The organism is Nocardia niwae NBRC 108934 = DSM 45340, from assembly GCF_001613465.1.
GTDB lineage: Bacteria > Actinomycetota > Actinomycetes > Mycobacteriales > Mycobacteriaceae > Nocardia > Nocardia niwae.
In genome coordinates this window covers 64,788-78,431 of record NZ_BDCK01000002.1, presented here as the reverse complement: position 1 = coordinate 78,431, position 13,644 = coordinate 64,788, and the positions used below count along the sequence as shown (strand labels likewise).

General features: G+C 70.0%; 14 protein-coding genes. 10 read left to right on the top strand and 4 right to left on the bottom strand.

Annotated elements, in window-relative coordinates:
- Positions 1 to 64: 64 nt before the first annotated feature.
- The 7 genes from clpB (at position 65) to NNI01S_RS00825 (ending at position 7,963) form a co-directional block, all read left to right on the top strand.
- On the top strand, positions 65 to 2,620 hold the full coding sequence (gene clpB, locus NNI01S_RS00855; protein WP_063016434.1) for an ATP-dependent chaperone ClpB: 2,556 nt from the start codon (positions 65 to 67) through the stop codon (positions 2,618 to 2,620).
- A 214-nt stretch (positions 2,621 to 2,834) separates the two neighbouring features.
- Complete coding sequence (locus tag NNI01S_RS00850; protein ID WP_063016432.1) at positions 2,835 to 3,647, top strand: DUF5666 domain-containing protein; 813 nt, start codon at positions 2,835 to 2,837, stop codon at positions 3,645 to 3,647.
- Positions 3,648 to 3,775: 128 nt separating this feature from the next.
- Positions 3,776 to 4,729, top strand: coding sequence for a TtfA family protein (locus NNI01S_RS00845; RefSeq protein WP_439956107.1), 954 nt, complete (start codon positions 3,776 to 3,778; stop codon positions 4,727 to 4,729).
- Positions 4,730 to 4,784: 55 nt separating this feature from the next.
- Positions 4,785 to 5,594, top strand: a complete 810-nt coding sequence (locus tag NNI01S_RS00840; protein ID WP_063016428.1) for an SDR family NAD(P)-dependent oxidoreductase — start codon at positions 4,785 to 4,787, stop codon at positions 5,592 to 5,594.
- Between the two features lies 1 nt (position 5,595).
- Entirely contained in the window at positions 5,596 to 6,144 is a 549-nt protein-coding gene (pyrE, locus tag NNI01S_RS00835) for an orotate phosphoribosyltransferase (protein ID WP_040870748.1), read from the top strand.
- Between the two features lie 50 nt (positions 6,145 to 6,194).
- Positions 6,195 to 7,253: a beta-ketoacyl-ACP synthase 3 gene (locus NNI01S_RS00830; RefSeq protein WP_063016427.1), complete on the top strand. Its 1,059-nt coding sequence runs from the start codon at positions 6,195 to 6,197 to the stop codon at positions 7,251 to 7,253.
- A gap of 2 nt (positions 7,254 to 7,255) precedes the next feature.
- Positions 7,256 to 7,963 (top strand): lysoplasmalogenase family protein, encoded by a 708-nt coding sequence (locus NNI01S_RS00825; RefSeq protein ID WP_063016426.1) that lies wholly within the window; start codon positions 7,256 to 7,258, stop codon positions 7,961 to 7,963.
- Here the strand turns inward: NNI01S_RS00825 and NNI01S_RS00820 are convergent.
- The 4 genes from NNI01S_RS00820 to NNI01S_RS00805 all read right to left on the bottom strand — a co-directional run bounded on the left by NNI01S_RS00820 (position 7,947) and on the right by NNI01S_RS00805 (position 11,128).
- The gene (locus NNI01S_RS00820; protein WP_063016425.1) at positions 7,947 to 8,393 is read right to left on the bottom strand and encodes a DUF3592 domain-containing protein; all 447 of its coding nucleotides are present in this window, start codon (positions 8,391 to 8,393) and stop codon (positions 7,947 to 7,949) included. The two genes, NNI01S_RS00825 and NNI01S_RS00820, sit on opposite strands and share 17 nt — an antisense overlap.
- A gap of 61 nt (positions 8,394 to 8,454) precedes the next feature.
- Positions 8,455 to 9,033 (bottom strand): Uma2 family endonuclease, encoded by a 579-nt coding sequence (locus NNI01S_RS00815; RefSeq protein WP_063016424.1) that lies wholly within the window; start codon positions 9,031 to 9,033, stop codon positions 8,455 to 8,457.
- A 74-nt stretch (positions 9,034 to 9,107) separates the two neighbouring features.
- On the bottom strand, positions 9,108 to 9,761 hold the full coding sequence (locus NNI01S_RS00810) for a response regulator transcription factor (protein WP_063016423.1): 654 nt from the start codon (positions 9,759 to 9,761) through the stop codon (positions 9,108 to 9,110).
- Entirely contained in the window at positions 9,758 to 11,128 is a 1,371-nt protein-coding gene (locus tag NNI01S_RS00805; RefSeq protein ID WP_084488346.1) for a sensor histidine kinase, read from the bottom strand. Before NNI01S_RS00805 ends, NNI01S_RS00810 begins: the two co-directional genes overlap by 4 nt.
- Before the next feature lie 92 nt (positions 11,129 to 11,220).
- Here NNI01S_RS00805 and NNI01S_RS00800 point away from each other — a divergent pair, with 92 nt between their 5' ends.
- The 3 genes from NNI01S_RS00800 (at position 11,221) to NNI01S_RS00790 (ending at position 13,643) form a co-directional block, all read left to right on the top strand.
- Entirely contained in the window at positions 11,221 to 11,556 is a 336-nt protein-coding gene (locus NNI01S_RS00800) for a DUF4190 domain-containing protein (protein ID WP_063016419.1), read from the top strand.
- Between the two features lie 55 nt (positions 11,557 to 11,611).
- On the top strand, positions 11,612 to 12,286 hold the full coding sequence (locus NNI01S_RS00795; RefSeq protein ID WP_063016417.1) for a TrmH family RNA methyltransferase: 675 nt from the start codon (positions 11,612 to 11,614) through the stop codon (positions 12,284 to 12,286).
- Between the two features lie 271 nt (positions 12,287 to 12,557).
- Positions 12,558 to 13,643, top strand: a complete 1,086-nt coding sequence (locus NNI01S_RS00790) for a glycoside hydrolase family 76 protein (RefSeq protein ID WP_063016810.1) — start codon at positions 12,558 to 12,560, stop codon at positions 13,641 to 13,643.
- Position 13,644 lies beyond the last annotated feature (1 nt).

Below are 13,644 nucleotides of genomic sequence, written 5' to 3'. Positions count from 1 at the left end.
GCGTGGGCTCCGAGCGGACGATCGCGCTCTGCGCCGTGTGCATCGACTAGTAGGAAGGCGACTCGTGGACTCGTTCAATCCCACCACCAAGACCCAGGCGGCGCTGACCGCCGCCCTGCAGGCGGCCTCCGCCGCGGGCAATCCGGAGATCCGTCCGGCGCACTTGCTGGTGGCGTTGCTGGACCAGACCGACGGCATCGCCGCGCCCTTGCTGAAGGCCGTCGGAACGGATCCGGCGACCGTGCGACGCGAGGCACAGGACATCGTGGACCGGCTGCCCCGGGCGACCGGCGCCACCACCACACCGCAGCTGGGCCGCGAGGCGCTCGCCGCGATCACCGCGGCGCAGCGCCTGGCCACCGAGCTCGGGGACGAGTACGTCTCCACCGAGCACGTCATGGTCGGTCTCGCCGAAGGCGACTCCGACGTGACGATGCTGCTCAGCAAGTACGGCGCCACCGCAGAGGCGCTGCGCTCGGCGTTCACCGCGGTACGCGGCAGCGCCCGCGTGACCAGCCCCGATCCGGAGGGCACCTACCAGGCGCTGGAGAAGTACTCCACCGATCTGACCGCCGCCGCCCGTGCCGGCAAGCTCGACCCGGTGATCGGCCGGGACACCGAGATCCGGCGGGTGGTCCAGGTCCTCAGTCGTCGCACCAAGAACAACCCGGTGCTGATCGGCGAGCCGGGCGTCGGCAAGACGGCGATCGTCGAGGGCCTGGCCCAGCGCATCGTGGCAGGCGACGTCCCGGAGTCGCTGCGCGGCAAGTCCGTCGTCGCGCTGGACCTCGGCGCGATGGTCGCGGGCGCGAAGTACCGCGGCGAATTCGAGGAGCGGCTCAAGGCCGTGCTCGAGGACATCAAGAACAGCGCGGGCCAGATCATCACGTTCATCGACGAGCTGCACACCATCGTCGGCGCGGGCGCGACCGGCGAATCGGCCATGGACGCGGGCAACATGATCAAGCCGATGCTCGCCCGCGGTGAACTGCGCCTGGTCGGCGCGACCACGCTGGACGAGTACCGCCAGCACATCGAGAAGGACGCCGCCCTGGAGCGGCGCTTCCAGCAGGTGCTGGTCGGCGAGCCGTCGGTGGAGGACACCGTCGGCATCCTGCGTGGCATCAAGGAGCGCTACGAGGTGCACCACGGCGTGCGCATCACCGACTCGGCGCTGGTCGCCGCGGCCACGCTGTCGGACCGCTACATCACCTCCCGGTTCCTGCCGGACAAGGCGATCGACCTGGTCGACGAGTCGGCCTCGCGGTTGCGCATGGAGATCGACTCCCGGCCGGTGGAGATCGACGAGGTGGAGCGCGCGGTGCGCAGGCTGGAGATCGAGGAGGTCGCCCTCGCCAAGGAGACCGACGAGGCCTCCAAGCAGCGGCTGGAGAAACTGCGCTCGGAACTCGCCGACGACCGGGAGAAGCTCAACCAGCTGACCACCCGCTGGCAGAACGAGAAGAACGCGATCGACCAGGTGCGCACGCTCAAAGAACAGCTCGAAGCGCTGCGCGGCGAATCGGAGCGCGCCGAGCGCGACGGCGACCTGGGCAAGGCGGCCGAACTGCGCTACGGCCGGATCCCGGCGCTGGAGAAGCAGCTCACCGAGGCCGAAAAGGTCTCCGCCACAGCCGGAGACGGCGAGGTGATGCTCAAGGAGGAGGTCGGCCCGGACGACATCGCCGAGGTGGTGTCCTCCTGGACCGGTATTCCGGTGGGCCGCATGCTGGAAGGGGAGACCCAGAAGCTGCTGCGCATGGAGGACGAGCTGGGCCGCCGCGTGGTCGGTCAGACCGAGGCGGTGCAAGCGGTGTCCGACGCGGTGCGCCGGGCGCGCGCGGGCGTCGCCGACCCGAACCGGCCGACCGGCTCGTTCATGTTCATCGGCCCGACCGGCGTCGGCAAGACCGAGCTGGCGAAGGCGTTGGCGGACTTCCTGTTCGACGACGAGCGCGCGATGGTCCGCATCGACATGAGCGAGTACAGCGAGAAGCACTCGGTCGCCCGGCTGGTCGGCGCGCCGCCCGGCTACGTCGGTTACGACCAGGGCGGTCAGCTCACCGAGGCGGTGCGGCGCAGGCCCTACACGGTGGTGCTGTTCGACGAGATCGAGAAGGCGCACCCGGACGTGTTCGACATCCTGCTCCAGGTGCTCGACGAGGGCAGGCTCACCGACGGCCAAGGCCGCACGGTGGACTTCCGCAACACCATCCTCATCCTGACCTCGAATCTGGGCGCGGGCGGTGATCGCGAGTTCGTCATGAACGCCGTGCGTTCGGCTTTCAAACCGGAGTTCCTCAACCGCCTCGACGACGTCGTCATGTTCCACGCGCTGGACGAGGAGCAGCTCGAGCACATCGTCGACATCCAGCTCGAGCAGCTGCAGAAGCGGCTGGCGCAGCGCAGGCTGAAGCTGGAGGTCAGCGATTCGGCGCGGTTCTGGCTGGCCGTGCGCGGCTACGACCCCGCCTACGGCGCACGCCCGTTGCGCAGGCTGATCCAGCAGGCCATCGGCGACTCTCTCGCCAAGGAACTGCTCGCGGGCGAGATCACCGACGGCGACAACGTCAAGGTGAGCGTCAGCCCCGACGGAGACGGCCTGATCATCGGCAGGTGAGCGTGCGGCCTCGCTCCGGGCAGCGCCCGGAGCGAGGCCGACCACCCGTCAATGCCCTTCACGCTCGGCATTTTTCGTCAATCGGGAGCCGGCGTGCCGGATCTGGAATCGATTGCCGCGCGTGCGTCGCCGGGAAGGACTCGCACACAGGCGAAGGAACACCGGCCCACGAGGTGCGGGCGCGAGCGAGCGGACAAAGCCTACGCTGGAAGGCATGACCAACCCGAACGATCCCTGGGGACAGCGGCCGGAGGATGCGCCGACCGAGCACCTGGGTCCGCCGGGCAAGTCCGGGTACGGTGGCCCCGCGCACACCACGGAGTACCTGGAGGCATACGGCACCGGCGCTCCCTCGGAGTACCCACCGACGGAGCAATACGGGTCCTGGGGGCCGCCGCCGGGAGCCAACGCGACCCGCGAATTCCCGGCCTACGACCCTCAGTGGGCCGCGTATCCGGACAGCGGCGGTGACCGGTGGCAGGGCACGGCGGGGCCGCCCGGCGGCGTGATGCCGCCCGGAGGTGGACCGCCGCCGGGCGCGCCGCAGCCGCCCCGGCGCAACACCGGTCTCTGGATCGCCCTCGGCCTCGGCGTCGTCATGCTGATCGGTGCGATCGGGGTGGTCGCGGGTGTGTTGCTGGGCGGCAGCGATTCCGGTTCGTCCGACACCGCGGCGGCCTCGACGACGCGCGTCACGACACGACCCGCGCCCGCGCCGAGGAGCGCGCAGCCGACCCCGCCGAGCGGACTGCCCGGCGTGCCCGGCCTCGGCGACGTCGACGGGCTCGGCGCGACCATGGGCACCATCACCGCCAACGACGGAGGCACCCTGACGGTGAGTTCGGTGATGGGCAACACCATCACGGTGCGCACGGACGCGAACACACAGGTGATCGCGTTGTCCGGCACCGAAGTGTCGGACCTGGCCCCCGGAGAGCTGGTGCTGATCCAGGGCGACAAGGCGCCGGACGGATCGATCCAGGCCAAGGTCATCATCGGTACCTCGCTGCCCGGCGGCGGACGATGAGTCGCCCCCGCCGCCCGGTAGCGCGTATCCGTCCGTTGAGCGGGATCGATGACCGCTCCTGTTTCGCTCGGCCCGGCGCGGGGGTAATGACGGACCATGTCCGGCCGGGACCATTAGGCTAGGCGTCGATGACGGCAATGTGGTTCGGGTTGGCGGCGATCGCGCTCGTGGGCGCGATCGTGCTGCTGCATTTCGATCGGCTCCAGCGGCAGCGGACCGGTCACGCGCGACAGGTCTGGGCGAAGTCGCAGGGCTATACCTACGTGTCCGTGGAACCCGCGCTGGCGTCGACGTGGCGCCGGGGCGCGCTGGCCAAGCTCGGCTATCTCTCCGCGGTCGACGTGGTCTCCGGCATCCGTAAGGGCGAGAAGTTCGTGCTGTTCGACCTGGAGGATTCCGCGACGCTGGTCGCGGTGCGCCGCCAGATCGGCTCGGACATCGACGTGGACATGCGGTTGAAGACGGCCAGCCCGCCCAAGGACCACGATCTGGAACTGCTCGGCGCCATCGGCGACCGTGTGGTGTTCGCGACCAATCCCGAAATCGCCAGGCACGCTGTCGATCAGCGCATGGTCGCCTTCATCGAGAACCTCCCCGACACCGTGCAGATGCTCTGGAGCGAGGGCAACTGGACGCTGGGCATGCTGCTGGTCGGCACCACCCCGAAGGACTGGGAAGGCGCGATCGATGCCGTGCTGCGCCTGTCCGGCCTGCTGCACGTGCTGCCACCGGTGAGCGAGCCGCGTTTCGACAGCGAGCCGTCCCGTCCCCGGCCCCGCGAGCGTCAGCGGGGCGAGCACATCGAAGACGACGCCGACGACCGGCCGCGCGCCGAGACCGACGACGAGCGATCCGTCGAGGACCCCCACGCCGACGAACCCGGCCCGGAACCGGCGCGCCGCCCCTCGCTCGCCGTGGTGCCGAACGCGCGCGCCCGCGGGCGCGAGGACGCCGAGGCGCGGCCGCGCGAGGAGCACGACGAGGACCGCGCCGACCGCGAACCGCGGCAGCGCCCGGCCGACCCGCCCGGCGGTCCCTTCCATCCCGGATTCCGCCCCTACCAGGGACCCGTGCCGAAGTGATCGGCCGCGCGCCCACCGCAGCCCGCACCGCGCGACTGCGACCGATCGCGCCGTCATGACCGAGCATCCGCATCCGAGGCTGCCCGGCGCCACCCGCCCCGTGGCCCTGGTCACCGGCCCGACCTCGGGCATCGGCCGCGGCTTCGCGACCCGCCTGGCCGCGCTCGGTTACGACTTGGTGCTGGCCGCTCGGGACGAGCAGCGTCTCGTGGCCCTCGCGACCGACCTGGAGCACCGCTTCGGTACCCGCGCACAGATCATCGTCGCCGATCTGGCCCGCGCCGAGGACCGCGAGCAGGTCGCGGCGCGGCTGGCCGACGGCGTCGAATTCCTGGTGAACAACGCAGGTTTCGCGCACTCGGGCGAGTTCTGGACGGTGCCGCCCGAGCAGTTGCAGGCGCAAGTGGACGTCAACGTCACCTCGGTGGTGCGGCTCACCAGGGCCGCGCTGCCGCCGATGATCGCGGCGGCGAACGGCTGCGTCGTCAACGTGGCCAGCGTGGCGGGCCTTATCCCCGGACGAGGGTCGACGTATTCGGCGTCCAAGGCCTACGTCGTATCCTTCACAGAAGGGTTGGCAGGGGGATTGGCCGGAACCGGAGTCCGGGTCCAGGCCCTGTGCCCGGGATTCGTCCGCACGGAATTCCACCGGCGAGCCGGCATCGAGATGCCCTCGCTGCCCGAAGCGCTGTGGCTGAGCGTCGACCAGGTAGTCGCCGGCTCACTGCGCGATCTGGAGAAGGGCCGGGTGCTCAGCGTGCCCGGAATGCAGTACAAAGCGCTCACCACCCTCGCCGGAGCGATCCCGCGAACCCTGGGAGCCCGGCTCAATCGCGGGCTGTTCAACGCACGCGGAAGGACTTGACATGATCGACGTGATTACCAACGACAGGGACCGGTTGGCCGCGCTGGTCCGCGAGCTCGCCGTCGTCCACGGCCGGGTGACCCTGTCCTCGGGCAAGGAGGCCGACTACTACGTCGACCTGCGCCGCGCGACGCTGCACCACGGCGCGGGCCCGCTGATCGGCAAGCTGCTGCGCGAGCTCGTCGCGGATTGGGATTTCGACGCCGTCGGTGGTCTCACCATGGGCGCCGACCCGGTCGCGCTGGCCGTGATGCACGCGCCCGGGCGCCCGATCGATGCGTTCGTGGTGCGCAAGGCGGCGAAGTCGCACGGCATGCAGCGCCAGATCGAGGGCCCGGACATCGTGGGCAAGCGGGTGCTGGTGGTCGAGGACACGACCACGACCGGCAATTCACCGTTGACCGCGGTGCGAGCGCTGCGCGCTGCGGGTGCCACCGTGGTCGGCGTGGCCACCGTCGTCGACCGGGAAACCGGCGCTGACCAGGTGATCGCCGCGGAAGGGCTGGAGTACCGGTCGATCCTGGGCTTGAAGGATCTCGCCCTGGGATAGCCTGGAGCATGGTCTAAGTCTTCGAAGGTGAAGGGTCGTGTGAGTCACCAGTGGTGAGCATTGCAGTCAACAGAAGTCGCGAAAACGTTGCGATGCTCGGAATCGGCGCTTACCGACCCAAGCGCCTGGTCAGCAACGCCGAGGTCTGCGAGGTCCTGGATTCCACCGACGAGTGGATCTACGAGCGCACCGGCGTCCGCAACCGGCGCTGGATCAGCGGTGACGAGACGCTCCGGTCGATCGCGGCGGCGGCGGGCGAGCGCGCGATCGTCAACAGCGGAGTCGACCGGTCGAAGATCGGCGCCGTGATCCTGGCCACCTCCAGCTGGCTGACCCTCACCCCGCACGGCGCGCCGCAGGTGGCCTACGACATCGGCATGAACGGCGTCGCCGCCTTCGACCTGACCTCCGGCTGCGGCGGCTTCGGATACGGCCTCGGTGTGGCCGCGGACATGATCCGGTCCGGCTCCGCCGAGTACGTGCTGCTCATCGGCGCCGAGACGATGACCGTCGGGCTCGACCCCACCGACCGCGGGACCGCGATGATCTTCGGTGACGGCGCGGGCGCGGTGGTGGTCGGCCCGAGCGACGACAACGGCATCTCGCCGACCGTGTGGGGCAGCGACGGCGAGAACGCCGCCGCGATCATGCAGGACATCGACTTCCTGGAGTACATGCACCGCGCCCAGTCCATGCAGGGGCTGGACCCGGCCGTCGATCCGGTCGGCCGGATGTCGCTGCGCATGGAAGGCCCCCGGGTCTTCCGCTGGGCCGCGGTCACCCTGCCGCGCGCGCTGTCCACCGCGCTCGAGATATCCGGGGTGGCCAAGGAGGACATCGAGGTCTTCGTCCCGCACCAGGCCAACGCCCGGATCAACGAGCTGATGAAGAAGAACCTCGGACTGGCCGACGAGATCCCGATGGCCAACGACATCGAGAACACCGGCAACACCTCGGCCGCGTCCATTCCGCTGGCGATCGAGGAGATGCTGGTCACCGGCAAGGCGAAGGGCGGGCAGACGGCCTTGCTGCTCGGCTTCGGCGCGGGCCTGAGCTACGCGGGCCAGGTCGTCACGCTGCCCCCCGCCCCGGCCGAACCGAGTTTCTAGCGATGCGCCCGTTCCGAGCCGGGTTCCTCGCCGCGGCGGCGGTCACCGTCTACGGCGCCGTCACCGGGCGGGAGAAGGCGCAGTGGCTCGCGAAGCCCCTGCTGATGCCGCTGCTGGCGGCCGACGTGGCGACCCACGGCGGGCAGCTGCCGTCCACCGAGCGCACGGTCCTGATCGGGTCGCTCGGCGCGGCCACCGTCGGCGACATCCTGCTCATCGATCCGGACGACGACCGCAGGCTCATCGCGGGCGCGTCGTCGTTCGCGGTGATGCAGATCGGATACGCCACCCTGTGGTGGCGGATGGGCGGCAGACCCACCGCGGGGGTGGCGGTACCGCGGTTGGCCGCGTGGCTGGGCGCCGCGGGAATGCTGCGCAGCAAGGCGCCGACGGTGGCCGCACCGCTGACGGCCTACGGCGTCACCTTGGGCGCCGCGGCCGTGCTGGCGTCCGATCCGGCACTGGCACCTGCCGCGAAAAATGTTGCGGGCCTGACTATTCCGGGCGCCGATCCGCGCAGCCGCCTCGGCCTCGGGGCGCTGCTGTTCACCGTCTCGGACGGACTGATCGTGCTGCGGCGGTTGTTCGCGCGCGGTCAGCGGGCCCGCCGGGTGACCGAAGGCGTGATCCTGGCGACCTACGCGGCCGCGCAGTACCTGCTCGCCGATCCGAACGCGCACGTGAAACCGGTACTCACAGCACCAGAATGATGCGGTCCCGGTTCGCCGGGTCGACGCGGATCGAAAGGATCTCGCCGACCGCGAGCCGGGGTTTGTCGGCCGGAGTCGCGTCGAAAACAACAGTGCCCCGGTAACTCTCGGAGCCCGGCACAGTCAGTTCGAGATCGAGTTCGGTGAGTTCGGTGTGATGATCGGTGCGCTCCAGCGGGTGCACGCCCTCGACCGTCGCCCACCCCTCCAAGCCGTGTCGCCACAACTGGCGATCCGCCTTGGACGGCCGCGCGGCCAGCATCATCCCGATGCCGACGCAGGAGCCGAACAACCCGACCAGTGCCACGATCTGATACGGCACGGTCCCCGGCGGCGTCCGGTGCACCACCCACCCGAGCCACAGCGCCAGCAGGATCAGATACCCGGCGGTCACCCCGAGCACCGTGCGCAATATCCGCTCGTGATCCATACCAGCCTCCACCCCGAGTGCCAGACCTCCAGGATAGGCCCGGCCCTCCAGCGGAGCGGCGCTATCCGCCGGGGTGATCGCTGGACAGAGCGACGAGGTCGACCGTGATCGCGGTTCCGGCAAGATCAACTGTCACCGAGCCCGACCGCTCGGCGACGAGCTCGTAGTCGCCGCCGATCAGCCGGTAGGCGCTGAGACTGGCCGGTTCGTCGAGATCGATGAGCCAGTAGTGCTCGATGCCGACTTCGGCGTATTCGAAGAACTTGGTCACACGATCGGTTCGCCGGGAGCCAGCCGACAGGATCTCGACGGCGAGTTTCACATCTTCGGGATGCACGCGGGCGACATCATCCGCTAGCGCTTTGCGGCGGATGACCAAAACGTCCGGCACACGCACAGTAGGAGGTTGCGTGGGATCGACCACCAACTCGGCCTCTCCCACCGCAGCGAGTTCGTTCGGTAGTTGAGGGTGGATTTGCGCCGCCAGCCGCCAGACCGCGAATTGATGGCGCAAGACCGGCCTCGGTGACACGACCAGAACCCCCTCGACAAGCTCGTAATTTCGGCTGCTGTCCTCCGGCAGCGCGATCCAGTCCTCCAGGGTCAGCAGATGATCAGGCCAGGTCACGTCGACGGTCATCGCTTCCTCCCCTCCCCGCACGGATACCGCGTTGGGGCCAGTCTGGCACAGCATGCCGAGAAACCGCAGCGTCGTCAGCCCTTGAGTCGCAATACCGCCAGGACGCGGCGGTGGTGGGTGTCGGAGGGCGGCAGGTCGAGTTTGATGAAGATGTTGCCGATGTGCTTCTCCACCGCGCGTTCGGTGACGGTCAGCGCGGCGGCGACGGCGCTGTTGGACAGACCTTGGGCCATCAGTTCCAGTACCTCGCGTTCGCGCGGGGTCAGGCGGGCCAGCGAATCCTGCTGGCGCGAGGCGCCCATCAACTGGCTCACCACCTCCGGATCGAGCGCGGTGCCGCCGGTGGCCACGCGGTGCAGCGCGTCCACGAACTCGCGGACGTCGGCGACCCGGTCCTTGAGCAGGTAGCCGACCCCGCCCGCGCCGCCTGCCAGCAGCTCCGTGGCGTAGCGGGTCTCGACCCACTGGGAGAACACCAGCACGCCGGTCATCGGGTATTTGCGGCGCAATTCGATGGCGGCGAGCAGTCCCTCGTCGGTGTAGGTCGGGGGCATCCGCACGTCCACCACGGCGACATCCGGGTTGTGCGTACCGACCACGTCGGCGAGGGTGGTCGCGTCGCCGACCATGGCGACCACCTCGTGGCCGCGTTCGGTGAGCAGCCCGGCCAGCCCGTCGCGCAGGATGGCGCTGTCCTCGGCGATCACGATGCGCAGGCCGTCGCTCATCGTGACCCGGCCAGGGGCAGCGCGATCGTCACCACGGTCGGTCCGCCTGCGGGGCTCCGCACCGTCAGGGTCCCGTCCACGGTGCGGGCCCGCGCCGCCAGTCCGGACAATCCGCTGCCCGCACCGGGCGCGCCGCCGACGGGCGCCACCACGCCGCCGATGCCGTTGTCGCGCACCGTCACCGCGATGGTTCCTCCATGACCCGGCAGGACCGAGACCCACGCGCTGGTGGCCCGCGCGTGTCGCACCACATTGGTCAGCAGCTCGGCCACCGAGAAGTAGGCGATCGCCTCGATGGCCGGGCTCGGCCGCTCGGGCAGGTGCACCCGCAGTTCCACCGGCACCGAGCAGCGCGCCGTCAGCGTCTCCAGCGCCGGCTCCAGCCCCAATTCCAATGCGGGCGGATGGATTCCGCGCACCAGTTCGCGCAGTTCGGCCAGCGCCTCCTTGGAGCCGGCGCGCGCTTCGGCGATGAGGTCGCCGGGGTCGCCGCCCGCGGCGAGCCGATCCTCGGCCCGGCCGAGCGCCATCGCGATGGTGACCAGTCTGGCCTGGGTGCCGTCGTGCAGATCGCGTTCCAGTCTGCGCAGTGTCGCCGCCGCGTCCTCGACCGCGGTCCGCCTGCTGTCCCGCAGTTCGGTCACCCGCCGGTCGCGATCCGTCGCACCGAGCAGGGCGATGGTGAGCAGGCCGTGCAACCGGCAGACGCCACGCAGCAGCCAAGGCAAGGCAAAGCAGCCGAGCAGACCCACCAGCGCGAACCCGAGCACCTTCGGCCAGCTGTCGAGGTAGAAATCGCCGAACTGGACCACCGATGTGTGCTCGACGCCGTTCGCGTCGACGTTGGTCGGGTGGATCAGCGCCCACGGGATCGGGGAGAGCGCGGTGAACATGGTCATCGCCACCAGGACGAGCACGAAGTATCCGACCGCGACCCCGAGCACCGCCTGGGCCAGCAGGAACACCACCGCACGCCAGCCGGCCCGATCGGTGAAAGCGCTTTTGAAGAAGCCGATCAGGCCGGGCGCGGGCGTGAACGGCGGAGGCGGTGCGACGACCACGCCGAGCAGGTCCTTGGCCAGCGCGCGGTAGACCCGTCCCCACACCCGTCCACCGAGCAGCACCATGGCCAGTACCGGCAGGCCGATGACGGTGATCGCGATATACAGCCCACCGCCGAAGCCGAAGAACAGATAGACGACGGCAAGGCAGCCGAGCACGAAAACGGTGAGGACGTAGACGAGTTCCTTCCAGAACCGAGCGAGCACCGGCGCGAGCAACACCGTGCGCAGCAGGTGCTCCCCCGGTTCGGGCCCGGCAGGCGGCAGGTCGAGCACAAGGGTCGGTTCGGCGGGTGTCTCGGTCATGGGATACATACTGGTCGCGCGGGATTCGGCGATCGAGGGAGTTGTCCGCCGAAAATGTGGTGTAGCCCGCCACACCCATTACGATCCTGCTGATGAGCTACCCGCCGCAGCAGCCGCCGTACGGCTATCCAGCCTATGGTGCCTACGGACCTCCGGATCACCCGCAATCCACCACGATCCTGATTCTGGGCATCCTGAGCCTGGTGCTGTGCCAGTTCATCGGGCCCTTCGCCTGGGTGATGGGCAAGCGGGCGCTCAACGAGATCGACGCGTCCGGCGGAACCATCGGCGGCCGGGGCAACGTCAACGCGGGCTACATCTGCGGCATCATCGCCACCGGGCTGATGGTCGTGAGCCTGCTGTTCCTGCTGTTGTTCCTGGTGCTCGGGCTGGTCGGCGCGTTCGCGGGAAGCTCGTCCAGCTACTGAGCCACGCGCCGCGGGCACGACGGCCGGAATTAGCATCGTCGGGGTGAGTCACCCAATGCCGGACGCGGCGGAGCAGGACCTACCCGGGCCGACGGAGTGGGGCGAGCACCCGAACGGCGTCGGGCCGTGGGCCGGCGAGCACGCCGGGCCGCCGCCGGACGATCCGCGTCTCGACCCGGAATTGCTGGCCCACGGCGACCGCCGCAACGTGGTGGACGCCTACCGGTACTGGAGTCGCGAGGCCATCGTCGCCGACATCGACCGGCGCAGGCACCCCTTCCACGTCGCGATCGAGAACTTCGGGCACGACGCGAACATCGGCACCGTGGTGCGCACGGCGAACGCCTTCGCCGCCGCGGCCGTGCACATCGTCGGGCGGCGGCGGTGGAATCGCCGCGGCGCCATGGTGACCGATCGCTACCAGCACATCCGCCACCATGCCGATATCGGCGAACTGCTGGCGTTCAGCGAGCGGGCCGGGCTGACCGTGGTCGCCGTCGACAACGTGCCGGGGTCGGTCCCCCTGGAGACGGTCACCCTGCCGCGCGCGTGCCTGCTGCTGTTCGGCCAGGAAGGACCGGGCGTCACCGAGCACGCCAAGCAAGCCGCGACGATGACGGTGTCGATCGCGCAGTTCGGTTCCACCCGCAGTATCAACGCGGGCGTGGCCGCCGGAATCGCCATGCACGCGTGGATCCGGCAACACGCCGATCTCACCGAGGCGTGGTGATCGCCGGACCCGCGCTCGGCCTTGTGAGCTGGAGATCTTCCGGTGCCGGGGCGCACCGGCACGATTGCACATCGCTTTCGTAACAAATCGGGCGCATAAATCCGTTCTGGCCTGGCACCATTGACCCATGACCTCGCGGAGCGACGATATCGAGGTGCCGAGCGTGGAGCACGCCGAAAAGGGCTCCGCGGCACCGCGTCCGCCGACCGGCCGGGCGCAGGCGGGCCGAGACGCCGTCGCGCCAGCGACGCTGTGGTCCGAACGGGCCGACATGGCCGAATCGGCGGTCGTCTCGCGGCACCTGCGCGCGCTGTGGGCGCTGCCGGGCACCGAACTCGGCGTGGTCGGCTGGCCCGCCACCAGGCGCGAGCGGGTCTTCGGTGCGTGGCATTACTGGTGGCAGGCGCATCTCATCGAGTGCGCCACCGACGCCGCGAACCGTGCGCCGACGCCGCTGCGCCGCAGGCGGATCGCCGCGCTGGCGCGCTCGCACCGCATCCGCAACATCACCGGCTGGACCAACCGGTACTACGACGACATGGCCTGGCTGGCCATCGCGCTGGAACGCGCCGAGCGCACCCAGGGCGCCGACGTGCGCAGCGCGCTGGTCGCGCTGGAGAAGCAACTGCACGACGGCTGGCAGCCGCAGGTCGGCGGCGGCCTGCCGTGGCGCATCGGCACGGACTATTTCAACGCCCCCGCGAACGGTCCCGCCGCGATCGCGCTGTTACGCCTCGGGCGCGTCCAGCGCGCCCAGGAGATGGCCGACTGGCTGGACGCGACGCTGCGCGATCCGGAGACCGGGCTGATCCTGGACGGCATCCACCTGCCCTCCGGCGAGATCGAGCGTCCGGTGTTCACCTACTGCCAGGGCGTGGTGCTCGGCTTGGAGGCCGAGCTGGCCGTGCAGACCGGCGATCCGAAGCACACCGAGCGCGTGCACCGGCTGCTCGCGGCGATCGAGGAGCACATGACCACCGACGGCGTGGTCGACGGCGGCGGTGGCGGCGACGGAGGACTGTTCAACGGCATCCTGGCCCGGTACCTGGCGCTGGTCGCGGTGATGCTGCCGGGCGAGGACTCCCAGCAGGTCGCCGACCGCCGCGCGGCCGCCGCGATCGTTGCCGCGTCGGCCACGGCGGCGTGGAGGAATCGGCTGCAGGTCGAGGGCGAGCCGCTGTTCGGGCACGACTGGAGCAAGCCCGCGCAGCTGCCCGGCGGCAGCGCGGGAGCCGGTTACTTCACCTCCGGCGGCTCGGTGACCTCGTCGAAGGTGCCCGGACGCGATATGTCGGTGCAGTTGTCCGGCTGGCTGCTCATGGAAGCGGCCTACCAGGTCAGCGCCGCGGGGTTGTGAG